This window comes from Streptomyces liliifuscus (assembly GCF_016598615.1).
GTDB lineage: Bacteria > Actinomycetota > Actinomycetes > Streptomycetales > Streptomycetaceae > Streptomyces > Streptomyces liliifuscus.
In genome coordinates, this window is record NZ_CP066831.1 from 7,059,610 (window position 1) to 7,084,094 (window position 24,485).

At 70.8% G+C, this 24,485-nt stretch carries 19 protein-coding genes and 2 pseudogenes; 11 read left to right on the forward strand and 10 right to left on the reverse strand.

Translation table 11 applies throughout. The features are described 5' to 3' along the window. The first annotated feature begins 83 nt into the window (after nt 1–83). Nucleotides 84–514: pseudogene (locus JEQ17_RS30455) on the forward strand (DUF4262 domain-containing protein). 67 nt (nt 515–581) lie between these two features. On the opposite strand, the gene JEQ17_RS50545 reads toward JEQ17_RS30455, so the two are convergent. Continuing rightward, nucleotides 582–1,217: a Fic family protein gene (locus tag JEQ17_RS50545; RefSeq protein ID WP_200398133.1), complete on the reverse strand. Its 636-nt coding sequence runs from the start codon at nt 1,215–1,217 to the stop codon at nt 582–584. Further along, nucleotides 1,207–1,617 carry a hypothetical protein gene (locus JEQ17_RS50200; protein ID WP_234048431.1) on the reverse strand — a complete coding sequence of 137 codons (411 nt, stop codon included), beginning with the start codon at nt 1,615–1,617 and terminating at the stop codon, nt 1,207–1,209. The genes JEQ17_RS50545 and JEQ17_RS50200 overlap by 11 nt, the downstream gene beginning before the upstream one ends. 585 nt (nt 1,618–2,202) lie before the next feature. On the opposite strand from JEQ17_RS50200, the gene JEQ17_RS30470 reads away from it, so the two are divergent. Then, nucleotides 2,203–3,495, forward strand: a complete 1,293-nt coding sequence (locus tag JEQ17_RS30470) for a M14 family zinc carboxypeptidase (RefSeq protein WP_234048432.1) — start codon at nt 2,203–2,205, stop codon at nt 3,493–3,495. Between the two features lie 46 nt (nt 3,496–3,541). Here JEQ17_RS30470 and pepN read toward each other — a convergent pair whose 3' ends face one another. Continuing rightward, nucleotides 3,542–6,133 (reverse strand): aminopeptidase N, encoded by a 2,592-nt coding sequence (gene pepN / locus JEQ17_RS30475; protein WP_200398134.1) that lies wholly within the window; start codon nt 6,131–6,133, stop codon nt 3,542–3,544. Between the two features lie 113 nt (nt 6,134–6,246). Here pepN and JEQ17_RS30480 point away from each other — a divergent pair. Next, nucleotides 6,247–6,743: pseudogene (locus JEQ17_RS30480) on the forward strand (DUF1203 domain-containing protein). A gap of 199 nt (nt 6,744–6,942) precedes the next feature. Here the strand turns inward: JEQ17_RS30480 and JEQ17_RS30485 are convergent. Both JEQ17_RS30485 and JEQ17_RS30490 read right to left on the reverse strand, forming a co-directional pair. Then, on the reverse strand, nt 6,943–7,971 hold the full coding sequence (locus JEQ17_RS30485; RefSeq protein WP_200398135.1) for an aspartate-semialdehyde dehydrogenase: 1,029 nt from the start codon (nt 7,969–7,971) through the stop codon (nt 6,943–6,945). 129 nt (nt 7,972–8,100) lie between these two features. Continuing rightward, complete coding sequence (locus JEQ17_RS30490; RefSeq protein WP_200398136.1) at nt 8,101–10,188, reverse strand: TerD family protein; 2,088 nt, start codon at nt 10,186–10,188, stop codon at nt 8,101–8,103. 163 nt (nt 10,189–10,351) lie between these two features. Here JEQ17_RS30490 and JEQ17_RS30495 point away from each other — a divergent pair, with 163 nt between their 5' ends. Together JEQ17_RS30495 and JEQ17_RS30500 are read left to right on the forward strand one after the other, a co-directional pair. Then, entirely contained in the window at nt 10,352–10,912 is a 561-nt protein-coding gene (locus JEQ17_RS30495) for an RNA polymerase sigma factor (protein WP_383398333.1), read from the forward strand. 1 nt (nt 10,913) lies between these two features. Next, nucleotides 10,914–11,750: a hypothetical protein gene (locus JEQ17_RS30500; protein WP_200398138.1), complete on the forward strand. Its 837-nt coding sequence runs from the start codon at nt 10,914–10,916 to the stop codon at nt 11,748–11,750. 92 nt (nt 11,751–11,842) lie between these two features. Here the strand turns inward: JEQ17_RS30500 and JEQ17_RS30505 are convergent, their stop codons facing one another. Together JEQ17_RS30505 and JEQ17_RS30510 are read right to left on the reverse strand one after the other, a co-directional pair. Next, nucleotides 11,843–15,148 carry a S8 family serine peptidase gene (locus JEQ17_RS30505; RefSeq protein WP_200398139.1) on the reverse strand — a complete coding sequence of 1,102 codons (3,306 nt, stop codon included), beginning with the start codon at nt 15,146–15,148 and terminating at the stop codon, nt 11,843–11,845. A gap of 202 nt (nt 15,149–15,350) precedes the next feature. Further along, a complete protein-coding gene (locus JEQ17_RS30510; protein WP_200398140.1) occupies nt 15,351–15,890 on the reverse strand; it encodes a CGNR zinc finger domain-containing protein in 540 nt (179 codons plus the stop codon). A 150-nt stretch (nt 15,891–16,040) separates the two neighbouring features. On the opposite strand from JEQ17_RS30510, the gene JEQ17_RS30515 reads away from it, so the two are divergent. The 4 genes from JEQ17_RS30515 (at nt 16,041) to JEQ17_RS30530 (ending at nt 20,073) form a co-directional block, all read left to right on the forward strand. Further along, complete coding sequence (locus JEQ17_RS30515) at nt 16,041–16,496, forward strand: VOC family protein (protein WP_200398141.1); 456 nt, start codon at nt 16,041–16,043, stop codon at nt 16,494–16,496. Between the two features lie 154 nt (nt 16,497–16,650). Continuing rightward, complete coding sequence (locus JEQ17_RS30520) at nt 16,651–17,532, forward strand: pyridoxamine 5'-phosphate oxidase family protein (RefSeq protein ID WP_234048795.1); 882 nt, start codon at nt 16,651–16,653, stop codon at nt 17,530–17,532. Nucleotides 17,533–17,541: 9 nt separating this feature from the next. Continuing rightward, the gene (locus tag JEQ17_RS30525; protein WP_200398143.1) at nt 17,542–17,988 is read left to right on the forward strand and encodes an NUDIX hydrolase; all 447 of its coding nucleotides are present in this window, start codon (nt 17,542–17,544) and stop codon (nt 17,986–17,988) included. A gap of 324 nt (nt 17,989–18,312) precedes the next feature. Beyond that, complete coding sequence (locus JEQ17_RS30530) at nt 18,313–20,073, forward strand: TIGR03767 family metallophosphoesterase (protein WP_200398144.1); 1,761 nt, start codon at nt 18,313–18,315, stop codon at nt 20,071–20,073. A gap of 100 nt (nt 20,074–20,173) precedes the next feature. Here JEQ17_RS30530 and JEQ17_RS30535 read toward each other — a convergent pair whose 3' ends face one another. Together JEQ17_RS30535 and JEQ17_RS30540 are read right to left on the reverse strand one after the other, a co-directional pair. Next, nucleotides 20,174–20,818, reverse strand: a complete 645-nt coding sequence (locus JEQ17_RS30535) for a response regulator transcription factor (protein ID WP_200398145.1) — start codon at nt 20,816–20,818, stop codon at nt 20,174–20,176. Beyond that, nucleotides 20,806–21,975, reverse strand: a complete 1,170-nt coding sequence (locus JEQ17_RS30540; RefSeq protein WP_200398146.1) for a sensor histidine kinase — start codon at nt 21,973–21,975, stop codon at nt 20,806–20,808. The genes JEQ17_RS30535 and JEQ17_RS30540 overlap by 13 nt, the downstream gene beginning before the upstream one ends. Before the next feature lie 234 nt (nt 21,976–22,209). Here JEQ17_RS30540 and JEQ17_RS30545 point away from each other — a divergent pair, with 234 nt between their 5' ends. Then, nucleotides 22,210–22,404, forward strand: coding sequence for a hypothetical protein (locus tag JEQ17_RS30545; RefSeq protein ID WP_200398147.1), 195 nt, complete (start codon nt 22,210–22,212; stop codon nt 22,402–22,404). A gap of 152 nt (nt 22,405–22,556) precedes the next feature. Continuing rightward, nucleotides 22,557–23,726: a serine hydrolase domain-containing protein gene (locus JEQ17_RS30550; protein ID WP_200398148.1), complete on the forward strand. Its 1,170-nt coding sequence runs from the start codon at nt 22,557–22,559 to the stop codon at nt 23,724–23,726. A gap of 60 nt (nt 23,727–23,786) precedes the next feature. Here JEQ17_RS30550 and JEQ17_RS30555 read toward each other — a convergent pair whose 3' ends face one another. Beyond that, on the reverse strand, nt 23,787–24,356 hold the full coding sequence (locus JEQ17_RS30555; RefSeq protein WP_234048433.1) for a DinB family protein: 570 nt from the start codon (nt 24,354–24,356) through the stop codon (nt 23,787–23,789). Between the last annotated feature and the right edge of the window lie 129 nt (nt 24,357–24,485).

Sequence of the window (24,485 nt, forward strand, 5' to 3'; positions counted from 1 at the left end):
ATGACTACGGCGACCGTGACGAGGCCGATCGTATGGACCTGTGGACAGTCGAGCAGGTCCGGGAGCACGGGTGGAGCGTCGTCATGGTGCCGGCCGACGAGGAAGGGCCCGGGTTCGCCTACACGATCGGACTCTGGCACACCCACAAGGTGCCCGAGCCGGCCATGTTCGGCCTGGACATCAGGGTGATGCAGGTGCTGCTCAACACGCTCGGGCGCAGGGCCGCGGCGGGAGCCGTGCTGGAGAGCGACCAGGAACACCGTGACGTCGTCGAGGAGTTGCCGGTCGTTCTCAAGGAATCCGACCTTCGCTGGTACCGGGAGTTCTTCGGGAACGCGATCGCCTTCTACCGACGGCCCCCTTCCCGGTCCTCCAGCTGGTGTGGCCCGACGCGGAGGGACGCTTCCCTTGGCAACCTGGGATCGACGAGCACTATCGGCAGTCCCAGCCCCAGTTGTGGCTGAAGCCGGCTCAACATCCTGAAGGCGTCCGGGCCACGCTCGCGAACGGTTGAGCGGCTTCACGGGCACCCGCATTCCCGGCAAGGAGTGCCGAGTCGTACGCGGCGGCGGCGACTTCGGTCACTGCGCGGTTGCCGTTGCGCGACGGTGGGAGGCGCGGATCAGCACGGAGACCAGAGCCGCGAGGTCAAGGGCGCCGGCCGGGTCGTCCGCGTAGCGGGCGGTCTGCAGCGGCCCCACTTCGGACAGGCGTACTCCCTCCGTCTCCAGGACGTGGGCGAGGGCCAGCAGTGCCAGGCGGGCGTTGCCGTCCGGATAGGGGTGGAAGAAGGCGATGTCCAGATATGCCCTGGCCGCCCGGGCGGGCAACGGCACCGACGGGTCCGCGCTCTGGCGCAGGCAGGCGGCGAAGTCCCGCCAGGTGTGCGGCGTCAGCCCGTACCGCTCCCGGCCGCCCTTGGCGAAGGCGTCGCCCTGACGCAGGCACACGTCGGGTGTGCCGAGGACCGACTTCTGCCAGTCGTCGAGCAGGGGCGGGGTGAGCGGTTCTTCCTGCGAAGCAGCGGCACGGGAGAGGGCCATCGCGGTGAGCAGCCGGTCGGCGCGGTCCGGGTCGCGGTGGCGGACCGGACCGTCGAACCAGGCGGCCAGTCCGTCGACGGCCGGTCGCACAGGTGCAGGGCTCGTGGTCGCGACCGAGGACCAGTCGACCTGCTCCCTGACTCGGCACCACACGGACAGCGAGTCATCCCTCACGGTAGAACCCGCGACCGGTGAGGCGGACCGCCAGGTCCTCGCCCACCGCGTCGACCAGGGGCGGGGCGGGCTCGGCCCAGCTCTTGAACCGGCCCCCGATCGCGGCTTCCACCGCCTTCCTTGCCGCCTCCGGTCGCAGGCCGGTGGAGGAGAGGAACCAGGTCAGCGTGGTGTCGCAGAGCCCGTACCAGGCCGACTCCGCGTGGGTGCGGTCCACGACCGTGGTGACCAAGCGGGTCACCGCGCGTTCGAGATGCCAGCTGCGGTCCTCGGCATTCGCGTCGGGCGGCGGAGCGAGCTGCTCGAACCGCTCGGCCATGTCCTCCAGCCAGTCACGCCATTCCAGCAGCGAGGCCACCACGCGCGCGGCGGTCTCCTCCGCCTCTCCGACCGAATGCATGTCGCAGCACCAAGCGCCGACAGGTCCACCTAGGTAGGTCGACCAGCCCCAGCCACAGGCCCAACGGCCGTAGCGCGACGCCAGGAGCACGCTCACCTCGCTCACGAAGCGGAAGCCCTTCATCCGATCGGCATCGGCATCGACGTCGGTTTCGGCAGAAGGTGTCATCCCGGCGACCAGCGCCGAAATCCGGGCCTCCTCGTCGTCGTCCCACTCGAAGGCGTTCCGACGAGGGTCGGCCTCGGACCACGACAGCGACCAGGCTCGAAGATCTTGCTGGATGGACGTGGTGTACCTCCGAAGTCGGACGTGACAGAACAACTGCCCGATGATGCCGACGTAATCGAGGCATGTCACTCGAATTTACGGGCCACCGACCTGCGTCCCCCACGCCCCGGCCCGCCATCGCCGTTCCAACGAAAAACGCACCCGGCATATTCGCACAAGTTGATCTCCGTCGCGGCCGCCCCAAGGGCCCCTTGACACTCTGACCCGGCACATCGAGCCTTGACGGGGCGCGCTCCCCGGACCGCCGGAACCGCCCGTTCGAGACGCTCAACGGCCGTACCGAGGTGAGGAGTTGGCGTGAGGGCAGAGGGCGCTCGCAGCCGGGGAAACCCGTATCCCACCGTCGCCGAGCTGGCGCACCGCGCGCGGGCGATGGTCGCGGAGCGGCCCGGGACGTTGCGTCTGCGCACCGTCGGAACGTCCCGCGCCGGCCGGCCCCTGTGGCTGCTCTCGGCAGGCCACGGCGAGCACCAGATACTCACCGTGGCCGGCGCCCACGCCAACGAACCGGTCGGCGGTGCCTCGTCCCTCACCCTCGCCGAGGACTTCGTACGGGACCCGCGTGTCCTGGACGAACTCGGCTGCACCTGGCACTTCCTGCTCTGTCTGGACCCGGACGGCACGACCCTCGGCGAGCGCCGGTTCGCCGGACACCCGGCCTCCGCGCCGACCCTGGACGGCTACTACCGCGGCTTCTACCGGCCCGCGTTCATCAGTCAGCCCGAGTTTCCGCCCGTGGACACGGACCCGCACACCGCGATGCCCGAATCCCGCGCGCTGACCCGGCTCCTCGACGAGCTGCGGCCCCTGATCCAGTTCTCCCTGCACGGTGTCGAAGTAGGAGGATCGTTCCTGCAGCTGACCCGTCCCGTACCCGGAGCGCCCCGCGCCTTCCGGTCCGTGGCGGCGGAGCTCGGTATCCCGCTGGAGTACCGGCCGTTCGACGGCATGGGCTGGTTCGTCGACAGCCCCGGCGTGCTCGTCCTGCCCGACGGCAGCCCCGCCGACGAACGCGACCCCTCCGGCTACACCTCCCAGGCGACCTGGATGTACGCGATGCGGCACGGGACGGTCTCGGCCGTCGTCGAGGCCCCCTTCTGGAGCGTGGCCGGCGTCAGCGATCCGAGCCCCGTCACCCGGCCCGAGCGGGAGATCTCCCGGGCCGCCGAGATCCTGCTCAGCCGCGCCAAACAGCTGGAGAAGGTGCTCGGCGCGCTCGCCGACCAACCACCCGCAGACGAGCGCCGGCTGCCGTTCCACACCGCCGCGCGCGAACTCATGGACATCGGCCCCGGCGTCGTCGACACCTGGAACACCCACGACGCGCAGGGCCTCGGCGACGCCGAACTCGCCACCACCGTCGGCAACTCGGTCTCCCTCGGCATAGCCGCCCGCCGCATACCCCTGCGCGCGGCCGCGATGATGCGCAGCGCCCTCGACGAACCGCCCGAGGCCCTCGACACCCTCGTACGCGACTGGAGCCAGGAGCTGGAGACCACCTTCGTCGCGCGCTGGGTGCCGGTGCACCGGCAGACCGCGCTGCACATCCGCACGATGCTGCACCTGACCCGGCAACTGGTCGGCACATGACGAAGGGCGCCCGGTGTCACACCGGGCGCCCCCATCCGAGTACCGCCTACCGGGTCGTTGCCGCCGCGTCCGCCGCCTGGGCCCTGAGCGCGCGCTCGATGCCCGCGCGGGACTCCGAGATCAGCCGGCGCAGTGCCGGGCCGGGCTCGGCGGAGGCCAGCCACTCGTCCGTCTTGCGGAGGGTCTCCTCGGAGACCTGGACGGACGGGTAGAGCCCGACCACGATCTGCTGGGCCATCTCGTGCGAGCGCGAGTCCCAGACGTCCTTGACCGCCGCGAAGTACTTGTCCGTGTACGGGGCGAGCAGCTCGCGCTGGCCGGTCTGGACGAAGCCGCCGATCACGGCCTCCTGCACGGCGTTCGGCAGCTTGTCGGACTCGACGACCGACGCCCAGGCCTCCGACTTGGCCTCCTCCGTCGGACGGGCGGCACGGGCGGACGTCGCGTGGCGCTCACCGGCGGCCGTCCTGTCGCGCTCGTACTCGCCCGCGATCTCCGCCTCGTCGAAGCGGCCCACCGCCGCGAGTTGCTGCACGAACGCCCAGCGCAGCTCGGTGTCGACGGCCAGGCCCTCGATGGTCTCCCGGCCGTCTAGCAGGCCCTCCAGGAGGTCGAGCTGCTCCGGCGTACGGGCCGTCGCCGCGAAGGCGCGCGCCCAGGCCAGCTGGTGGTCGCTGCCGGCCGCGGCGGACTTCAGGTGGGCCAGCGTGGCGTCCGTCCAGCGGGTCAGCAGTGCCTCGCGCGCGGTCGGGTCGGCGTACAGCTCGATCGCCAGCTTCACCTGCCGGTGCAGTGACTGCACGACGCCGATGTCCGACTCCTTGCCGATGCCGGACAGCACCAGGGACAGATAGTCGCGGGTCGCCAGCTCGGCGTCGCGCGTCATGTCCCAGGCCGAGGCCCAGCACAGGGCGCGCGGCAGGGAGGACTCGAAGTCGCCGAGGTGCTCGGTGACGAAGGCCAGGGACTGCTCGTCGAGACGGACCTTCGCGTACGAGAGGTCGTCGTCGTTGAGGAGGATCACCGCGGGGCGGCGCCTGCCCACCAGCTCGGGCACGGCGGTCAGTTCGCCGTCGACGTCCAGCTCGATACGGCCGTTCTCGTCGTCCCGCAGCAGCTTGCCGCTGTCGTCGTCGAGGTCGTAGAGGCCGACGGCGATCCGGTGCGGACGCAGCGTCGACTCGCCCTTGGCGCCCGCGGGCAGTGCGGGAGCCTCCTGGCGGATGGCGAAGGCGGTGATGACGCCGTTCGCGTCCGTCTCGATCTCCGGGCGCAGGACGTTGATGCCCGCCGTCTCCAGCCACGCCTTCGACCAGGTCTTCAGGTCCCGGCCCGAGGTCTCCTCCAGGGCGCCCAGCAGGTCGGACAGGCGCGTGTTGCCGAACGCGTGCCGCTTGAAGTAGGCCTGCACGCCCTGGAAGAACTCGTCCTCACCGACATAGGCGACGAGCTGCTTGAGGACGCTCGCGCCCTTGGCGTACGTGATGCCGTCGAAGTTGACGAGCACGTCGTCGAGGTCGTTGATCTCGGCCATGATCGGGTGCGTGGACGGCAGCTGGTCCTGCCGGTACGCCCAGGTCTTCATGGAGTTGGCGAACGTGGTCCAGGAGTGCGGCCAGCGCGACTGGGGGGCGTACGCCTGGCACGCGGCCTCGGCGTAGGTGGCGAACGACTCGTTCAGCCACAGGTCGTTCCACCACTCCATGGTGACCAGGTCGCCGAACCACATGTGCGCCAGCTCGTGCAGGATCGTGGCGGCCCGCACCTCGTACGCGGCGTCCGTGACCTTCGAGCGGAACACGTACTGGTCGCGGATCGTGACCGCGCCCGCGTTCTCCATCGCGCCCGCGTTGAACTCCGGCACGAACAGCTGGTCGTACTTCTTGAACGGGTACGCGTAGTCGAACTTCTCCTGGAACCACTCGAAGCCCTGCCGCGTCACCTCGAAGATCGCGTCCGAGTCGAGGAACTCGGCGAGCGAGGGCCGGCAGTAGATCCCGAGCGGGACCGACTGCCCGTCCTTCTCGTACACGCTGTGCACCGAGTGGTACGGGCCCAGGATGAGCGCCGTGATGTACGTGGAGATGCGGGGCGTCGGCTCGAAGACCCAGATGTCGTCCTTGGGCTCCGGCGTCGGCGAGTTGGAGATGACGGTCCAGCCGGAGGGCGCCTTCACGGTGAACTGGAAGGTGGCCTTCAGGTCCGGCTGCTCGAAGCTCGCGAAGACACGGCGGGCGTCCGGTACCTCGAACTGCGTGTAGAGGTAGGCCTGCTGGTCGACCGGGTCGACGAACCGGTGCAGGCCCTCACCGGTGTTGGTGTACGCGCAGTCGGCGACGACCCGCAGGATGTTGCGGCCCTCAAGGATCCCGGACAGCGCGATCCGCGAGTCCTTGAAGACGTCGGCCGGGTCGAGGGCGTCGCCGTTGAGGGTGACTTCGTGGACGGCCGGGGCCACCAGGTCGATGAACGACTCGGCGCCGGTCTCGGCCGAGTCGAAGCGCACGGTGGTCACGGACCGGTAGGTGCCCCCTTCGCCCTGCGCGCCGGAGAGGTCGAGATCGATCTCGTACGAGTCAACGGTGAGCAGCTTCGCCCGCTGCTGCGCCTCTTCGCGGGTCAGGTTTGTGCCAGGCACGCGGTCATCTCCTCGTTATGTGTGGGTTGCGCCATCCTTCCACGGCTGATGCGGGGAATGCGATGTCCGTTTCCCGCCGGTGGAGGGCGCCCGGGGGCGGGAGTCTGGAACGCATGACGACATATACCGCGAGGCCGATCGAGCCGGGTGTGCTGAAGGAACTCCGTGACGTCGATGACGCGGGGCGGGCGTGCGTTCCGTTCGTGGAGGGGGAGGGTGGGAGTCCGCTGCGGTGCTGTCTGCGGCGGAGTCGGAGTGGGGAGCGGGTCGCTCTTGTCTCGTACGCTCCGTTGCGGCGGTGGGCCGCGGGGGTGGGGGTGGAGCCGGGGGCGTACGACGAGCAGGGGCCCGTCTTCATCCATGCCGAGTCGTGTGCGGGGGTTGTGGGGGTGGGCGGTATCCGTTTGCTCGGCCGGGGGTGTTGCGTGCGGTGCGGCGGTACTCCGGGGAGGGGCGGATCCTTGGCGGGCGGCTCCTCGACCTTCCGTCGACGCCCGACGAATCGCTGGACGCGGCCTTCTCCGAGGCTTTCGCCGATCCTGAGGTGGCTCTGGTGCACGTTCGGGCGGTGGAGTACGGGTGCTTCCTGTACGAGGTGCGGCGGCCGTAGGGCTTTTTCTCGCCCCCGCCGCCCCTACCCATTCCCGTCCCTGACTCAGGGGCTCCGCCCCCGAACCCCCAAAAGACCAAAAGACTGCGCAGTTCCCCGCGCCCCTAGGTACCCAGGGGCGCGGGGAACTGCGCGATCAGCCACGACGAACCCGCAGCCGAAGCCCTTCAGCCCGTCCGGCGTTTGAGGACGAGGTCGTTCAGGCCTTGAGGTCCGCTGCCACCAGCTCTGCGATTTGGACCGCGTTCAACGCGGCACCCTTGCGGAGGTTGTCGTTGGAGATGAAGAGGGCCAGGCCGTGGTCGACGGTCTCGTCGGCGCGGATGCGGCCGACGAAGGACGGGTCCTGGCCGGCGGCCTGGAGGGGGGTCGGGATGTCGGAGAGGGCGACACCCGGGGCGCCCGCCAGGAGCTCCGTCGCGCGCTCCACGGACAGGGGACGCGCGAAACGGGCGTTGACCTGGAGCGAGTGGCCCGAGAAGACCGGGACGCGGACGCACGTGCCGGACACCTTGAGGGCCGGGATCTCCAGGATCTTGCGGGACTCGTTGCGGAGCTTCTGCTCCTCGTCGGTCTCGTTCAGGCCGTCGTCGACGATCGAGCCCGCGAGCGGGAGGACGTTGAAGGCGATGGGGCGCTTGTAGACGCCCGGCTCGGGGAAGTCGACCGCGGAACCGTCGTGCGTCAGCTTGTCCGCGTCCGCCACGACCTTCTGCACCTGACCGTGCAGCTCCGCCACGCCCGCGAGCCCCGACCCGGACACGGCCTGGTACGTCGCGACGACCAGCGCTTCGAGACCCGCCTCCTCGTGGAGCGGCTTGAGCACCGGCATCGCGGCCATCGTCGTGCAGTTCGGGTTGGCGATGATGCCCTTGGGGCGGTCGGTGATCGCGTGCGGGTTCACCTCGGAGACCACGAGGGGGACCTCCGGGTCCCTGCGCCACGCCGACGAGTTGTCGATCACGACGGCACCCTGGGAGGCGACCTTCCCGGCGAGCGCCTTGGAGGTGGCGCCGCCCGCGGAGAACAGGACGATGTCCAGGCCGCTGTAGTCGGCGGTGGAGGCGTCCTCCACGGTCACGGCCGAGCCCTTGTAGTCGATCGTCGAACCGGCCGACCGCGCCGAGGCGAACAGCCGCAGCGTCTCCATCGGGAAGTCCCGCTCAGCGAGGATCTTGAGCATGACCGTGCCGACCTGACCGGTGGCTCCGACGATTCCTACCTTCACGGCGACTCCTTTTGCCTGTGCATAACTGGCCAGTGTTTCCATCATGCGTCTCACCCCGGCCCGCCTGTCCAATCCTTTGACCTCGGGGACCGAGGACTGGGACGGGCCGGGGACCCCGCGAAGGGCCGGTCAGCCGCCGTTCTCGATCGTCCAGTTTCCGCTGGTCCTGATCTGGAGGAAACCCCCGGGCAGCCGCTGCAGCCCGGAGGCCGTGCTGATCCGCCGTACGGGCCGCAGGCGTTCGTCGAGTTCCCAGATCACCAGCAGGTCGAGCATGCCCCGGCCCTCGTGGGTGAGCATCATCTCGGTTTCCGGACCGGTGTGACGTACGACTCCATAGCCCTGTCCCGACACCTGGCGGCCCCCTCCTCCGAAGGCGGGAGCCGTGTCGAGGGGAGCGGGATCCAGCCGCCAGCCCGTCTCGTCACCCGCCTGGACCAGGAGATAGCAGTACCCGGCCTCGGACACCCACAGCGGGCCGGTCACGGGCCGTCGGCGCCCCGCCGTGTCCGCGCAGACCGCGCGCTTGCCCTCGGGCTGCACGGTCCAGCTGTCCAGCCAGCCGTCGTCGCCGGTGGTCCGGCGCAGGCCGACCAGGGCGGGCGGACCGGCGTAGCCGAGCACCGTGCTGCCCGCGCCCTCCACCGAGCCCGTCAGCGGCTGCGCCTGCTCGACCGGCAGCAGCCGGAGACTCCAGTCACCGGCGTCCTCGATCCGCAGCCTGGCCTCGGGCTCGCCCTTGCGGAACAGGAGGGTGCGGCCGCGCCGTCCGTTGCAGTCGCCCCGCAGCAGCCTTTCCTCGTCCTCGTACTCGTCGAGCAGCTTGACCTCGTACCCCATGAACGAGCCCTCGTCCGTGATCGAGTACTCCAGGATCGCGGGGCGGCCGAGGGCCGGGTTGACCAGCGTGATCGTGCTCTTGCCCCGGCCGGTGTAGACGCCGGAGGCCCGGGCAGCGGCCTGGTCGAGCACGGGCAGGGGGCGGGCGGTGAGCTGCCAGGGGCCGTCGGCCTCGATGAGGAGCAGGAGAGGTCCGGCCGGGACGGGCACGGTCTGGCGCAGCGCGTCCGTCTCGTTGACCAGCAGGTCGTACTCGTCCGGGTTCCGCAGGTTCGCGATCTCCTGGCTCTTGAGCGCGAAGTAGCCGCCGCCGTCCTCGTCACCGGCGAACTCGACGTCGATGTCGGCCGCGGTGCCCGTGTACGCCACCACCTCCGGGCCGTACCCCTGGAGCGGGGAGTCCAGCCGGCGGGTCACCGAGAGCGGCTGGACCATGACCGTCCAGTCGTTGTCGGCCTCCACCCGCAGCCGCAGGGGGATGCCCTCCGGCGGGTGGACGAGGGCGCGGCCCCGGAAGTCGCGCAGGGTGCTGTTGTAGAGGAGGTCGTCGTCCTTGTTGCGGTGGTTGAGGGTGTGCATGCCGAAGTAGCCGTCGCCCTGGTGCCAGGCCTCGACGATCACGGGTCCCGGCGGCAGCGGAACGCCGACGGAGACCACCCCGTTGCCACGGCCGCGCTGCACGAAGGGCTGGAAATCGGGCCCGAAGGAGACGGCCGCCGCCGGTGCCTGCGGCGGCGGGCCGGGGCGCGGCGGCACCGCGTCCCGTACGTCGTACCCGGGCGGCCCGGTCGGTACCGGGGGCGGGGTCGGTATGGGCGCCGGTATCGGGGTCGGGGCGGGTGCCGGGGTCGGGTCCTCCACCGCTATGCCGAAGTCGGTCGCGAGGCCCGCGAGTCCGGACGCGTAGCCCTGGCCCACCGCGCGGAACTTCCAGCTGCCGTTCCTGCGGTAGAACTCGCCGAGCACGAAGGCCGTCTCGTCGGACGCGTCGGTCACGTCGTAGTGGGCGACGACGGCGCCGTCGGGGGTGAGCGCCTGCACACTCAGTCCGGGCACGGAGCCGAAGACCCCGCCGTCGCACGACCCGGCGATCACCACCCGCTGCACCTCGGGCTCGACGCTCGGCAGGTCCAGCTCCAGCCACTCGGCGAGCTGCCCGCCGCCGTCGGCCGTGCCCGCGTGGCGTACGGCCCCGGAGGGGTGCGCGGGCTGGTTGTAGAAGACCAGGTCGGCGTCGCCGCGCACCTTGCCCAGGGCGTCGAGAAGCAGCGCCGAGGCATCCACGGACGGAGCCCCCGGAACGTTCCGCCGACAGACCGCCACACGCAACAGAGCTGCGGGAACAGGGGTGTTGGCACCTTTGGTGATGTGCGTCATGCGGCACATGGTGACAGTGGAGGCGGTGTGAAGTCGATAAGTGGGAAATGTGGAGGATGAGGGTCCGTAAAGATCTCCGGAATCGGGCCGAAAAGATCTCCCGGATCGGGCCGAACGTTTCCCGCACCACCGGCGTCCTAGAGAAAACGCGGCGAGGGGAGGGGTGGCTGTGCTGCGCAGAAAAGCCCGCCGCGTCCAGGGGGGCGGGGAGAGCGCCGGGGGGACGCTCGACGACCCCCTGGACGCGGCCCAGGAGCGTCGGGTGCGTGCTGTGCTCGCGCTCGGCGGGGTGCCGCAGGCGGACCTGCCGGACGGGGTACAGCAGGTCCGGCTGCGGCTCCTGGAGCGCGCGGCGAGCGGGGCGGAGGCACCCCGTGACGTGTCGGCCTGGGCGGCGGTCGTCGCCTCGAACCTGGCCATGGACTGGCATCGCGCCAGGCGCCGCCAGGAGCGGATCGGCGAGCGGCTGGCCTCGCTGAGGCCGGCGGAGCACGTCGCGGGGGAGTCGGGCGAGGACACGAAGGTGATGTCGCTCGCCGTGGCCCAGGGCCTCGACGAACTGCCGGACGCCCAGCGGCAGATCCTCGTGCTGCGGTTCTACGCCGACCTGCCCGTCCGTGGCATCGCCGAGGAACTCGGCATCCCGGAGGGCACGGTCAAGAGCAGGCTGCACACGGCGGTCCGCGCACTGCGCGCCCGCCTGCACGAGGACGAGGTGGTGTGACGTGGCCGAGTACGAGGGAATGGACGCGCTGATGGCCGCGCTCACGGACGAACCCCTCCCCGAGGACGCCCGGGACGACGCGGAGTTCCTGGCGGAGCACCGGTCGGCGCTCGCGGACGTCGCCCTGCTCAGGGAACAGCTGCGGATCATGGGCGACACGCTGGCCGCGGGGACACCGGTCACGGAAGGCGACCGGCCCGATCCCGAAGCCGAGCCGTCTCCCGCCTCCGCCCCGCGCAGAACGCCGAAGCCGCTCAGGACACCGAAGCCGTCCAGGAAACCGAAGTCGCTCAGGGCGCCGAAGCCGTCCAGGCCGTCCCAGCCGCCCTGGTACCGGCGCTACGCGGGCGTGGCGCTCGGCACCCTCGTGGTGGGCGCGGGCACGGCGATGCTCGGCGGGATGGTGTGGCTCGGGGTGCAGGGTGGCGTCGGCGACGGGGGCGCCGACTCGTCGGCCGCGAAGCAGGATGACGGCGCGGGCGACGCGTCGCTGTACTCGCCCGAGATGCACCTCGCGTGCTCCAAGGTCCTCGTCGAGGGGACCGTACAGAGCATCACGCCCGCCGCCGACGGGAACGTGAGCGTCGTGCTGAAGGTGAAGCGCTACTACCGGCCCGAGCAGTCCGTGGCGGACCGTCCGACGATCACCGTCACGCTGCTCGGCAGTGCCAAGGAAGACCTGGAGGTCGGGACGTACACGCTGGTCCGCGTGCCGGTGTTCCCGCAGGACCGGCAGGACTGGGAGACCGGCCCGGGCGTCGCCGACGCCCGCAAGGACATCCTGAAGGCGCTGCCGAAGGCGCGGGGGATGGAGTGCGCGGGCCCGAACGGGGGGTAGGGCCGGCGGACAACGGGAAGGGCGGGCGCCCGGTGGAACCGGACGCCCGCCCTTCCCGTACAGAGAGCAAGGCCTTCAGAGCGCTACGAACGCTACGGCGTGACCTTCTCGATCAGCACGCTGCCGGTACCGGCGACCGTGCCGCGGGCGTTCACGAGCTGCGCGCGCCCGAAGAACGTCCGGCCCTCCGGCGGCGCCGCGTTCGCGACGACCTTCGCCTCGACCGAGGCGGTTCCCCCGGTGCCGAGCTTCACGGGCGTCGAGTCGACCTGGACCTCGCCGAGCGAAGGCGCGAAGTACACGTCGAGGTAGTCGTACGCCGTGGAGCCCGCCGGGATCGCATAGCCGACGACCTCGATGGTGTACGTGCCGGCGGCGGGCGACGGGACGGAGACGGACTCCTCGGAGTCGCCGTCCGCGGACTGGCCGACCTGGTTGCCCTGCGCGTCGTAGACGGTCAGGTCGAGGTCCGCCGCGGCGTCCGAGACGTTGCCGATGGTGACGTCGAGCGAACCGGCGCCCGCGGGCACGTCCACCGTGGTGGTGTCCGTGGCGCCGTCGGCGATGGTCGGCCGCGCGTTCTTGGAGGAGCCGAGCGGGCCGCCCTTCAGCGAACCGTCGACCGGGACGAGCTTGTTCGTCACCTTCCAGGAGACCGGGGCCGGCGTGCCGACCTTGGCCTCGGGGACGGTCACGACCGCCGGGTCGAAGTCGGCGCCGAGCACCTCGACGTTCAGCTTGTACGGGTTGTCGAGCACCGGCGACGTACGGCGCGACTCGACCTCGATCTCCCAGACGCCGGGCTGCGGGTCGGCGTACGAACGCACGTCGGGCTTGCAGCCGTTGCCGTCGAGGTAGTTGTTGTAGCAGAACGGCGTGGAGGTGTTGTCGACCGGAACGCCGTACGGGTGGATGGCGATGAACCGGGTCTGGCTCTTGTCCTTCAGCCCGCCGATCGCGACCTCGAGGGTCTTGGCACCCTCGGGGACGGTCACGAAGTACGACTTGCTGGAGTTGCGCTGGACCGTGCCGGACGCCGAGTGGGTGTACTTCAGCGGGGCGGAGACCACGACCGTGGTGAGGACCTGCTTGTCGATGCCCTCGGTCCTCGGGTCGTCGACCTCCAGGATCGCGCTGCTGAGACCGGAGTTCTCGGCCTTGGCCGCGACCTTCACCGTCACCGGCTTGTTCAGCGGCAGGGACACCTCGTCGCTGCCGACGATCCGGAACGTGTCGTCCCGGTTGTTCTCCAGGTGCAGCTCGTGCCGGATCGCACGGTCGGCACCGGTCGTACGGGTGATGGTGACGTCGTACGTCTTCTTCTGGCCGACCTTGAGGCCGCCCTCGCGGTCGTAGAGGCCCGTGCCGAAGCCCGGGGTCTTGAGCGCGAAGTCGATCGCGGTGTCGACCGGGGCCTTCACCGTGTACTCGTGGGCGGTGGCGCCGTCACGGATCGAGTCCCAGGCGTCCGGGATGTTGACGAGGCCCGCGCCCTCCGCGTACGCCTGCGTGCCGCTGATGTGGTCGGCGGTCGAGGTGAGCGCGGTGCGCAGCTTGGCGGGCGTCAGATCGATGTTCTTCTGCTTCGCGGCACTCAGCAGCAGCGCGGACGCGCCCGCGGCCTGCGGGGACGCCATCGAGGTGCCCTGGAGCATCGAGTAGCCGGCCGGCAGGGAGTAGCCCGCCTCGGCGACCGGGCCGCCGGGCAGCCAGGTCTGCGTGGTGTTGATGGAGGCACCGGGCGCGGTCAGCGTCGGAGTGAAGCCGCCGTCCTCACGCGGGCCGCGCGAGGAGAAGGGCAGCATCGCGTACTTCTTCTCCACGGCCGAGCCGTAGTTGGACGCCCAGGTCTCCTTGGAGATGGACGCGCCGACCGAGATGACCTTGTCGGCCAGGCCGGGGTCGCCGATCGTGTTGGCGCCGGGGCCCGAGTTGCCGGCCGAGATGACCAGCTCGACGCCGTAGGTGTCGATCAGGCGGGTGTAGAGCTCGGCGCGCGCGTTGTTGCCGTCGTTCAGCGCCGGGAGGCCGCCGATGGACATGTTGACGATGTCGACGCCACGGTTGGCGACGAGGTCGATCATGCCCTCGGTGAGCGCGACGTTGGTGCAGCTGGGGCCGAAGAGGCAGGCGCGGGAGGAGACGACCTTCGCACCGGGCGCGGCACCGTTCATCTTGCCGCCGAACAGCCCGTTCGCGGCGGTGATGCCGGCGACGTGCGTGCCGTGCTCGCTCGATATCAGGCCGATGTTGACGAAGTCGCGCTTCTGGCCGACCCAGTCGCCGCCCAGCGGGTCCATCGGGACGTCCTTGCGGATCTCCACGACGAACGGCTGGCGCTCGACCACGTCGGTGGCCGGGTTGTCGGTACCGAAGTAGCCGATCTGGTACCCGTCCTTGTACGGCTTCATCGGCGCGTCGTCGGTGAAGTCGCTGTTGCCGTTGGAGTCGACACGGACCGTGCCGGCCGCGGCGTCGTACAGCACGCCCCAGGCGTCGGTGGTGTCGCCGTCGCGGTTCACGTCACCGGCCGCGTCGCCGCCTGCGGTCGCGGACTCGCGGAAGAGGTTCACCTGGTAGCTGCCCGCGGGCGCGGTCCAGGTCTTGCCGCTGAAGGTGAACGTGGGCCCGGAGACCGAGGTCAGCATCGCGCGCCAGGACGCGTCGCCGTCGATGATCGGGTCGGTGGACGTCACCCAGTCGACGATCTTGCGCTCGCCGGTGGTGGTCTTCTGCAGCGCCGGGTGCGCCAGGTCCACACCGGAGTCGAGGACACCGATGGTGATGCCCCGGCCGTCCGCCTTCGGGTTCTTCTTCACGAAGTCGACGGCACCCGTCTCGAAGGACGGGTTGTACGGGTTCTCGGCGGGGGTGTTCTTGCCGGGGGCCGGGTAGGCGCCGGCCGTCGGGGCCTTCTTGGCGCCCTTGGCGGTGTCGGCGGACGGCGTCGGGTCGTCCAGCGCGATCTCCTGGCGCAGGTCGATGCCGTGCACGGAGGAGAGCTTGGAGGCCGCCTTGATGGCCGCGTCGGCCTTGGCGGTCGGGACGGTGGCGCGGACGTAGCCGAGCTTGTCGTGGGTACGGCCCACGGAGCCGCCCTTCACCGCGTCCAGCTGGTCCGCGACCTGCTCGGTCTGCCCCGGCGCGGTGGCGACCATCATCGTGACGTTCTTGTCGCCGCCGGCCTCGGCCTCGGCGAGGAGGTCGGCGTCGTCCGAACCGAGCTTGCCGCTCGCGGACTTGACCGACGTGTCGACGGGCGTGCCCGGGTCGTCCGCGGAGAAGGCCATGGGTATGGGCCCCGCCGCGGAGAGTGCGGCCACGAGACCGGCGGCCACGGCTATGCGCGCCGCGCGTCTCGCGCCGGTGATCGGAGCTCGCTGAGGGTTGGGGGTCATCAGCATCCTTGTAGGTAAAGGAAAGTCCGTTGACGATCGGAACGATCGCCCCAGTCCGGTATGTGAACCCGGATGACCGCTCAGCTTTACCCAAGTGATGGATGTTTGGGGAGGGTTGACCGTGGCGTGAAGTGTCCATGGCGTACTTCCGCCATACGCCACCGCGGGCATAGCGGCGTATGGCCGGACATTCCCGGAGGGCTCAGCCCTCTCGCGTGCGCGCGTAGTGGCGGGACGCCTTCGCGCGGTTGCCGCAGGCGGCCATCGAGCACCAGCGACGGGTGCCGTTCCGCGAGGTGTCGAAGAAGTGCAGGACGCACGCCTCGTGGGCGCAGCGCCGGATGCGGTCGGGGGCGGTGGACAGCAGTTCCAGGTAGTCGCGGGCCGCGAGCCAGGCCGGTCCCCAGGACGGGTCGCGGAACTCGGCCTTCTCGCCAGGCCCCGCGGCCGTCAGGGTCGCCCGGATCCGCCCGTGCGCGAGCACGGCGTCGACGCGGTCCGCGCTCTCCGCGAGGGATCCGTCCACGGCGGCCCGCAGTGCGTCCCGTGCGGTCAGAGCGTGGCGCAGGGTCGCCTCGTCGGCCGTGAAGTCCAGCGTGTTGGCGGCCAGCCACACCGCGAGCCCCTCGGTGTCCGTCAGCAGGTCCCGGGCCACGCCGTCGTGCATCCACCGCGTGTTGAGCAGGTCCAGCGAGAGCGGCTCCCCGGTGAGCGGACGTGGATCCCGGGCGGCGACGGACATCTGGCGGCTCCCTGCTTTCCCGGCCGGCGTGCACCGGCCGGCCCCTGCTAACCGGTCAAGAGTATGTGACCGGTTGACGTTCACCGATTCTAACTCTTAAAGTCGTCTACAACGGTTAGCCCATGCCGGGCTCGACGCAAGAGGAGTGCCATGTCGACGACCACCGCACTGCGCATCGGCCACACCGGCCTGAACGTCACGGATCTCGACCGCTCGCTCGCCTTCTACCGGGACGTCCTCGGCTTCACGGTGATCGCCGAGGGCAAGGAGGAGGACCGGCGGTACGCGTTCCTCGGCGAGGACGGCCGCCCCGTGCTCACGCTGTGGCAGCAGGCCGACCACGGATACACGGCGACCGGCGCGGGGCTGCACCACCTGGCCCTGGAGGTCGACACGGTCGACCAGGTCAGGGCGTACGAGACGGCGCTGCGCGCCCAGGGTGTGGAGTTCGCCCACGAGGGAGTCGTCGCCCATCGCGAGGGCGCCGCGTCCGGGGGCATCTTCTTCCACGACCCGGACGGCACCCGCCTGGAGATCTGCACGGCCCACGGCGCGGAGGGGGCACCGGCCCCGTCGGGCGAGGCGCCGACCTGCGGTTTCTTCTAGCCCGAACGGGCCGGGCCCGGCGGAAGCCGGCCGTGACCCGGCCCGGATGGAGCCGGCCGTGGATCGGCCCGGGCCCAGCCCCGCCCTCAACCCCGCCCCCACCTCTGGCTCCGCCCCAGTAGTGACCCGCCGCTTCGTCGTCGAGGAGGACACCGTGACCTACCACTCCGGCTCGCGTGCCGTGCAGGACCGGGTCGGCGTGCGTGATCTCGCCGACCACGTCGGACGGTCGATCGGGGAGGGGCTGCGACCGGTGGCCGCCGCCTTCCTGGAACTCCAGCCGATGCTGGTGCTGGGCGCCGCCGACCCGGACACCGGCCGGGTGTGGGCCTCCCCGGTCACCGGCGAGCCCGGGTTCGTACGGGCCACCGGACCGCGGCAGATCTCGGTCGAGGGCGGCCCGCGCGCGGGCGACCCGCTCGCCGCGGCGCTCGCCGTCGCCGGGACCCCGGTCGGCACCATCGCGCTCGACCCGCGCACCCGCCGCCGCATGCGGCTCAACGGCCGCTCCCGGCCCACGCCTCGCGGCCTGGCGGTCGAGGCCGACCAGGTCTTCTCCAACTGCCCCAAGTACCTCCAGAAACGGGAGTCGTACGAGACGGTCGCGCGCACCCCGGGCCAGCCGCTGCGTGGCAGTGAACTCGACGCGGCCCAGCGGGAGTTCGTCCGCGCCGCCGACACCTTCTTCCTCGCCAGCGTGCACGGGGGCGGCGCCGACGCCAGCCATCGCGGCGGCAACCCCGGTTTCGTGCACGTCACTTCACCGACCGAGCTGAGCTGGCGCGACTACCCCGGCAACTCGATGTTCCTCACCCTCGGCAACCTCGCCGCCGACCCGCGCGCCGGACTCCTGCTCCTCGATTGGGAGACGGGCGCCGCCCTCCAGCTCTCCGGCACTGCCCGCACCGAGTTCGCCCCCGACGGCACCCGCACCGTCCGCCTCACCGTCGAGGCGGTCGTGGACACGCCCGGGGCGAGCCCGCTGCGCTGGTCGCCGCCCGAATACTCACCGGCGAACCCGCCCCTGCCGTATTAACGTCTGTGCATGCACAAGGAGTTGAGGGTGGCGGCCTACGCCGTATGCGTGCGGGACGATCGGATACTCCTCGCGCGTCTGGTGGAGAAGAACGGCACCAGGCCCTGGACGCTGCCCGGCGGCGGCATGGACCACGGCGAGGACCCGTACGACACCGTGATCCGGGAGGCCCAGGAGGAGACCGGGTACACGGTCGAGCCCCTCTCGCTGCTGGGCGTCGACTCCATCCGGCGCACCTACGCGCGCCGCCTCGGCCCCGCCGCCGACTTCCAGGGCCTGCGGATCGTCTACGAGGTCGGCGTCACCGGCGGCGAACTGCGCCACGAGACCGACGGCTCCACAGACCTGGCAGCCTGGCACCCACTGGACGAGGTACCTGCCCTGGACCGGGTGGGTCTCGTCGACGTGGGCCTCACACTGTGGCGGGACCGGCCAGCGGTGGGGCGTGCCCCGTAAGGGGCGCGGGGCTGAGCCGATATGCGGCTCCGCCGCGTGGGCGCGACCAGCCGAAGCGCACCCGCAGGTTCATAACCACCCCCAGCGGAGCGCCTTCGTACCCAGCCAGGTGAACTTGGAGTGACCGCCTCCCCTCGGTTCAGACAGGGCTCGGTGGACGCGGAGGGTAACCAAGATCCACGTACGGTGATCGGCGCTGCCCGTTGCTGTCGAGTTAACGCGCAGGTCACCCCCGGTGCCAACGATCCAGTATGAGCGGGCTGTTCGCGTCAGCGAACCGCCCGCGACCACTGCTGACGCGTTCGGACCCGGGGAGATCGCGCCATGTCGCGCATACGCTCTGTCGCCACCGCCACTGTTCGTGACCGCCGCGCCTTCCTGGCCGCAACCGGGGCGGTGTCCCTCTCCGCGGGCATCGGCCTCGCGCTGCGGCCCGGTTCCGGCGAGGCCGCCGCGCACACCGCCTCGGCCGAGGGGCAGCCCCTCGCGGTCTCCCGCCCCGCGCCGGCCGCGCCGCTGGCCCCGTACACCCGCGGCACCACCCTCTCGACGGTCGCGGTCCCGCGCGGCGGCTCCGGGTACCGGCGGCTCGGCGACGGGCCCGCCTGGTCGCGTGTCGTCCGCGGCGACCTGGCCGCACCCAAGGCGGGCCGGGGCGAACGGCGCACCGCGCTCGCCGCGTTCGTGCAGTTCACCGACCTGCACCTGGTCGACGTACAGCACCCGCTGCGCTACGAGTACCTGCGCTCCCAGACCGCCAGCGCCTGGCGCCCCCAGGAGGCCCTGTCCGTGCCCGGCGCGGTCTCGCTCGTCGAGCGGGTCAACGCGTTGCGCGGCGCCCCCGTCACCGGCTCGCCGCTGCACTTCGTGATGACCACCGGCGACAACACCGACAACAACGCCAAGACGGAACTGGACTGGTTCCTGAAGGTGATGAGCGGTGGCCGGATCACCCCCAACTCCGGTGACCCGAACCGCTACGAGGGCGTCCAGAACAGCGATCTCAAGCTGTACTGGCAGCCCGACGCGGCCCTGCGCGACGCCGACAAGCAGCTCGGCTTCCCGCGCATCGACGGCTTCCTCGCCGCCGCGATCCGCGAACTGCGCAGCCCCGGCCTCAACCTGCCCTGGTACTCCACGGTCGGCAACCACGACTCGCTGCCCGGCGGCTGCTACGCGCCCGGCGACTCCTTCTTCGCCGACTTCGCGGTCGGCGGCAGGAAGCTGATGACCCTCGACGAGTCGGAGGGCGTCACCATCTGGAACAACGTCAGGAAGGGCGGCGACCCCAAGGGCGCGGCCTTCAAGGCGATGCTCAAGTCCCAGGCGCGGAAGATGCGTTCGGTCACCCCGGACGAGGGCCGCGCCCCCTTCACCCCCGCCGAGTACCTCCAGGCGCACCTCGACCCCGCGCACACCGGAGCGGGCCCCATCGGGCACGGCTACTCGCAGGCGAACCTCGCCGCGAAGACGCAGTACTACACCTTCCGCATCGCCGACGGCCTGATCGGTGTCAGCCTCGACAGCACCGACCCGGGCGGCCACTACGAGGGTTCGCTCGGCACCGCCCAACTGCGGTGGCTGGAGCGCACGCTGAAGACGGCCGAGAAGAACAAGGAACACGTCGTCGTGTTCAGCCACCACACCAGCAAGTCGATGCGCAACCTCCGTGAGGACCCGGCCCACCCGGGCGAGCGGCGGCACGGCGGTGACGAGGTGCTCGTCCTCCTCGGCAAGTACCGCTCGGTGCTGGCCTGGGTGAACGGCCACAGCCACAAGAACAAGATCACGCCGCACTCCGCCCCGGACGGCCGCTCCTTCTGGGAGGTCTCCACCGCCTCCCACATCGACTTCCCGCAGCTCGCCCGGGTGATCGAGATCGTCGACAACCACGACGGCACGGTCTCCCTGTTCACCACGCTCATCGAGTCCGGCGCCCCGCACGGCACGGACTTCGCCGACCTCTCCCAGACGGGCCTCGCCGCCCTCTACCGAGAGCTCTCCTTCAACGCCCCGGGCTCCCGCACGGACCTCAGCGGCGAGCCGGGAGACCGCAACACAGAGCTGGTACTGAAGAAGGGCTGATCCCCTTCGGGAGGGGGCGCCCCTTCAGGGGCGCGGGGAACTGCGCGACCAGCCACGACGCACCTGCAGCTTCAGGACGACACAACTCACCCCGCGCCACTCACGAGTTGTTCAGGTAAGCCAACACCGCAAGCACCCGCCGATGCCCGCTGTCACTGGGCGGCAACCCCAACTTCAAAAACACATTCCCGATGTGCTTGCTGACGGACCGCTCGGTCACCACAAGCACCTTGGCGATCGTCGTGTTGTCATGCCCTTCGGCCATCAGCTGAAGAACCTCCCGCTCACGAGGAGTGAGTGAATCGAGCGGCGAGTCCCGCCGCCGCACCAGTAGCTCCGACACCACCTCGGGGTCCAACGCGGTCCCCCCGGACGCGACCCGGTCGAGCGCGTCCAGGAACTCGTCGACCCGACCCACCCGGTCCTTGAGCAGATAGCCGACCCCGCTCGCCCCACCGCCGAGCAACTCCGCGGCGTACGACTCCTCGACGTACTGCGAGAGCACGAGCACGGGCAGCCCGGGGATCTCCTTGCGGGCCGCGAGCGCCGCGCGCAGCCCCTCGTCGCGGAAGCCGGGCGGCATCCGGACGTCGAGCACGGCGACATCGGGGCGGTGTTCGAGCAGCGCGGGCAGCACCTCGGGCCCGCTGCCCGCGACGGCCACCACCTCGTGCCCGGAGGAGGTGAGCAGCAGGACGAGCCCCTCCCGCAACAGGGCGTTGTCCTCGGCGATCACCACACGCACGGCAGCTCCACTTCGATCACGGTCGGGCCCCCGACGGGGCTGTTCAGCTGAAGGGTCCCGTCGAGCGCGGCGACGCGCCGCTGCATCCCGAGCAGCCCGGAACCACCGGCCTCGTCGGCCCCGCCCCGGCCCTCGTCGCGTACGGTCACCCGCAGCCCTCTGTCCACGCGGACGAGGCGGACCTCGGCCCGCTCCGCACCGCTGTGCTTCGCGGCGTTCGTCAGTGACTCGGCGACGACGAAGTACGCGGCGGCCTCGACCGCCGCCGGGGCCCGCGCCCCGTCCCGCTCGCTGTCGGCGTCCTCCAGGCCGTCCACGGTCACGGCCACGTCCAGGCCGCTGCTCGCGGCGAGCGCCCGGACCGCGCCGGCCAGACCGCGGTCGGTGAGGATCGGCGGGTGGATGCCCCGTACGACGTGCCGCAGTTCGGTCAGGGCCTCCTCGGCCTGGTCCTGGGCGTCGTCGAGGAGCCTGCGCGCGGCCTCTGGATCACGGTCGTACGCCCGCTTGGCCAGCCCGATCCGCATCGACAGGGAGACCAGCCGGGCCTGGGTGCCGTCGTGCAGGTCCCGCTCGATGCGCCGCAGCTCGGCGCCGTGCGCGGCGATCGCGCCGGCCCGGGTCTCGGTCAGCTCCTCGACCCGCACGGCGAGCTGCGCCTTGGGGGAGGGCCTGAGCAGGGCGGTCGACCACTTGGCGTCTAGATCCGCGAGCCGGCCGATCAACGGCAGCACGAAAGCCCTGCGGCGCAGCAGCCCGGACCACACACCGTCGACGAGCAGGCCCAGCGGCCACAGCGGGATCGCCAGATACGGCAGGCAGCCGTACCCGTAGTAGGCGACCATCCAGCGCAGATCGGTGAACGTGCCCGGATCGCGGACGACCGTACGCACCCGCTCGCGCACCGTGCCCTCGACGGGCCGGTAGGCCTCGGGGATCTCCTGGCCCGTCCACGCGGCCACCATGCGCCGCTTGGCCCCGGCGATCCGGCGCACCAGCAGCACCGTCTCGGGCAACAGCCCGATGGCGACCACGCTGACCGCGCCGATGGCCCCGATCAGCAGGACCGTGACGAAGAGGTACGAGCCGAAGGACAGCACGGCGGCAGGCGCGAGCTGACGTGTGGCCCGCGCGGCCTCCCGGACTGTCTTCCGCATGGCGATCAGAGTAGGCGAACGGGCACACGTGCGGACGCGTGCCCGCCTTCCTTTGATCAGCGGACACCTTCCCTTGACCTGCGGTCGCCTCCCGCGACGCACCGCCGGCGTGGTGTAGCCCGCTACACCTCCGGTTCGGGAGGGCACTCCCTCGTGGCGGCGAGCGGATCCCGGGATCGTTGATCTCAGTCGATCGCGGGAGTTCCGAGCTCCCCCACCCGGAAGGAAACTCCCATGAAGGCGCTGCTCTCCTCGAAGCCGGTCCTGTGGTTCCTGTTCCTGTTCAACCTCGTCGTCGCCGCGGCCGCGCCCTTCGTCGTGGACGGCTCGCAGGGCGTGATGACCGCCGTCGGCATGGGCGTCGTCTCCCTCGGGGCGGGCCTGAGCCTCCTCAAGGGCCGCGGGCAGGGACAGGGCCGGCAGGCCTGAGCTGCTGAAGCCTGTCGGCCCGAGCTGTTCCGGAAGGGCCGAAACCCGCTCAACCGCCGCAGTCGCAGGCAACCCGTACCACATGCCACCGGGTCCCTCCCGTCGGTTCACCACGACGAACACGACGGACACGACGGATGGGACTCGACGACATGACTGCATCCCGCACGCTGCGCCTCGGACTGACGAGCGCGGCCGCACTGGTCGCGGCCTCGCTCACGGCTCCGATGGCCATGGCCTCCCCGGCCTCCTCCTCGGCCCCGGCCCCGCTCAGAGACCACCGCGCGACCCAGCGGGCGATGGACGCCGCCGTGCAGGACGGCGTCCCCGGTGTGGCCGGGCAGGCGAAGGACAAGTACGGGACCTGGAAGGGCACTTCGGGCGTCGGCAACCTCAGGACGAAGCAGCCGCGTTCCGCCCACGACCACTTCCGCGTCGGCAGCATCACCAAGACGTTCGTGTCGACGGTGCTGCTCCAACTGGAGGCGGAGGGACGGCTCTCGCTCGACGACAAGGTGGAGAAGTGGCTGCCGGGCGTGGTCCGCGGGAACGGTCACGACGGCAGCCGGATCACCCTCCGCCAGCTTCTCAACCACACCAGCGGCATCTTCAACTACACCGACGACGAGGACTTCGGCCGGACCTATTTCCTCAAGGACGGCTTCTTCGAGCACCGCTTCGACCGCCTTTCGCCCGCGCAGCTCGTGAAGATCGCCACGGCCCACAAGCCGGACTTCGAGCCGGGCACCTCCTGGAACTACTCCAACACCAACTACGTACTGGCCGGGATGGTGATCGAGAAGGCCACGGGCCACGCGTACGGGGACGAGGTCAGGCAGCGCATCGTCGAGCCGCTCGGCCTGCACGCCACGACGGTCCCCGGCACGACCCCGCACCTGCCCCGGCCCAGCAGCCGGGCGTACGGCAAGCTCGCCGAATCCACCACCGGCCCGACCTACGACGTCACGGAGCTCAACCCGTCCCTCGCCTCCGCGGCGGGCGAGATGATCTCCGACTCGGGCGACCTCAACCGCTTCTACTCGGCGCTGCTGCGGGGCAAGCTGCTGCCGAAGAAGCAGCTGAGCGAGATGAAGACCACCATCAAGGTCGACGCGATCCCGAACGCCGGCTACGGCCTCGGTCTCATCGAGCGCAGGCTGAGCTGCGGTGTCGTCGTCTGGGGCCACGGCGGCGGCATCCACGGCTCGAGCTCGGAGGCCGTCACGACGGCGGACGGCCGCCACTCCCTCGCCTTCAACTTCAACGGCGACTGGTCGGGGGACAGCGAGGCGGTGATCGAGGCGGAGTTCTGCGCCGAGTAACCGCCCGGAGGGTGGGCCGGGTGAGCGCGCACAGGGCCGCTCACCCGTTCCTGGCAACCCTCAGGTCCCCATCCCCATCCCCATCCCCGTACTGGACCCGGCCCCGGACGCGGCCCGCAGCAGACGGAGCTGCCCGATCTCGGCGACGTTCTTCATGAGCTCGGCGTTCACCCAGCCGGCCATGTGGGCGACGGTGTACTCCGGATCGTTCTGCCACGGGAACGGGGCGACGGCGTCCAACTCGGCGTCCGTGAACCGCTCCAGCACCGCCAGCCACTCCTCACGCAGTCCGCGCAACCACGCGACGGCGGCCTTCCCGTCCCCCGGCCACACGATCTCGGTCCGCTCCCGCGGCACCCGCCCCTGGGCGTGATCGGCGGCCACACTCCACCACCACCCGATGTGCCAGCTCACCCACCCGATCGTGGGAACCGGAATCGGGTCGGGCTCGGCATCCGCCCAGTCCGCCACCCACCGCCCATCACCATCGCCGTCCGGACGCACCGTCCAGCAGAGCGGCCCGGGCTCCCACAGGAAGTCCTCGTCCTCCAGCCGCTCCAAGTGGTACTCGAACAACGACCACGTCAACTCGAACTGCCGGTGCAGCAGTTCACAACGGGAAACAGTCACCGGGCGACTCTGACATGCCGTCACTCCTGACGGGAAACGGTTATCAAAGGGCGTACACAGACCGGCCCGTACGATCCGGCGCAATCCCGCAGGCCGCGAACTATCCTGCTGCGCACGTGGATTGAGAGC

What these genes read in the sequence shown, in the direction of transcription:
- JEQ17_RS50200 (WP_234048431.1), bottom strand. Translation starts at nt 1,617, where the DNA reads ATGCATTCGGTCGGAGAGGCGGAGGAGACCGCCGCGCGCGTGGTGGCC.
- JEQ17_RS30490 (WP_200398136.1), bottom strand. Translation starts at nt 10,188, where the DNA reads ATGACGCACATCACCAAAGGTGCCAACACCCCTGTTCCCGCAGCTCTG.
- JEQ17_RS30505 (WP_200398139.1), bottom strand. Translation starts at nt 15,148, where the DNA reads ATGACCCCCAACCCTCAGCGAGCTCCGATCACCGGCGCGAGACGCGCG.
- JEQ17_RS30510 (WP_200398140.1), bottom strand. Translation starts at nt 15,890, where the DNA reads ATGTCCGTCGCCGCCCGGGATCCACGTCCGCTCACCGGGGAGCCGCTC.
- JEQ17_RS30515 (WP_200398141.1), top strand. Translation starts at nt 16,041, where the DNA reads ATGTCGACGACCACCGCACTGCGCATCGGCCACACCGGCCTGAACGTC.
- JEQ17_RS30525 (WP_200398143.1), top strand. Translation starts at nt 17,542, where the DNA reads ATGCACAAGGAGTTGAGGGTGGCGGCCTACGCCGTATGCGTGCGGGAC.
- JEQ17_RS30530 (WP_200398144.1), top strand. Translation starts at nt 18,313, where the DNA reads ATGTCGCGCATACGCTCTGTCGCCACCGCCACTGTTCGTGACCGCCGC.
- JEQ17_RS30540 (WP_200398146.1), bottom strand. Translation starts at nt 21,975, where the DNA reads ATGCGGAAGACAGTCCGGGAGGCCGCGCGGGCCACACGTCAGCTCGCG.
- JEQ17_RS30545 (WP_200398147.1), top strand. Translation starts at nt 22,210, where the DNA reads ATGAAGGCGCTGCTCTCCTCGAAGCCGGTCCTGTGGTTCCTGTTCCTG.
- JEQ17_RS30550 (WP_200398148.1), top strand. Translation starts at nt 22,557, where the DNA reads ATGACTGCATCCCGCACGCTGCGCCTCGGACTGACGAGCGCGGCCGCA.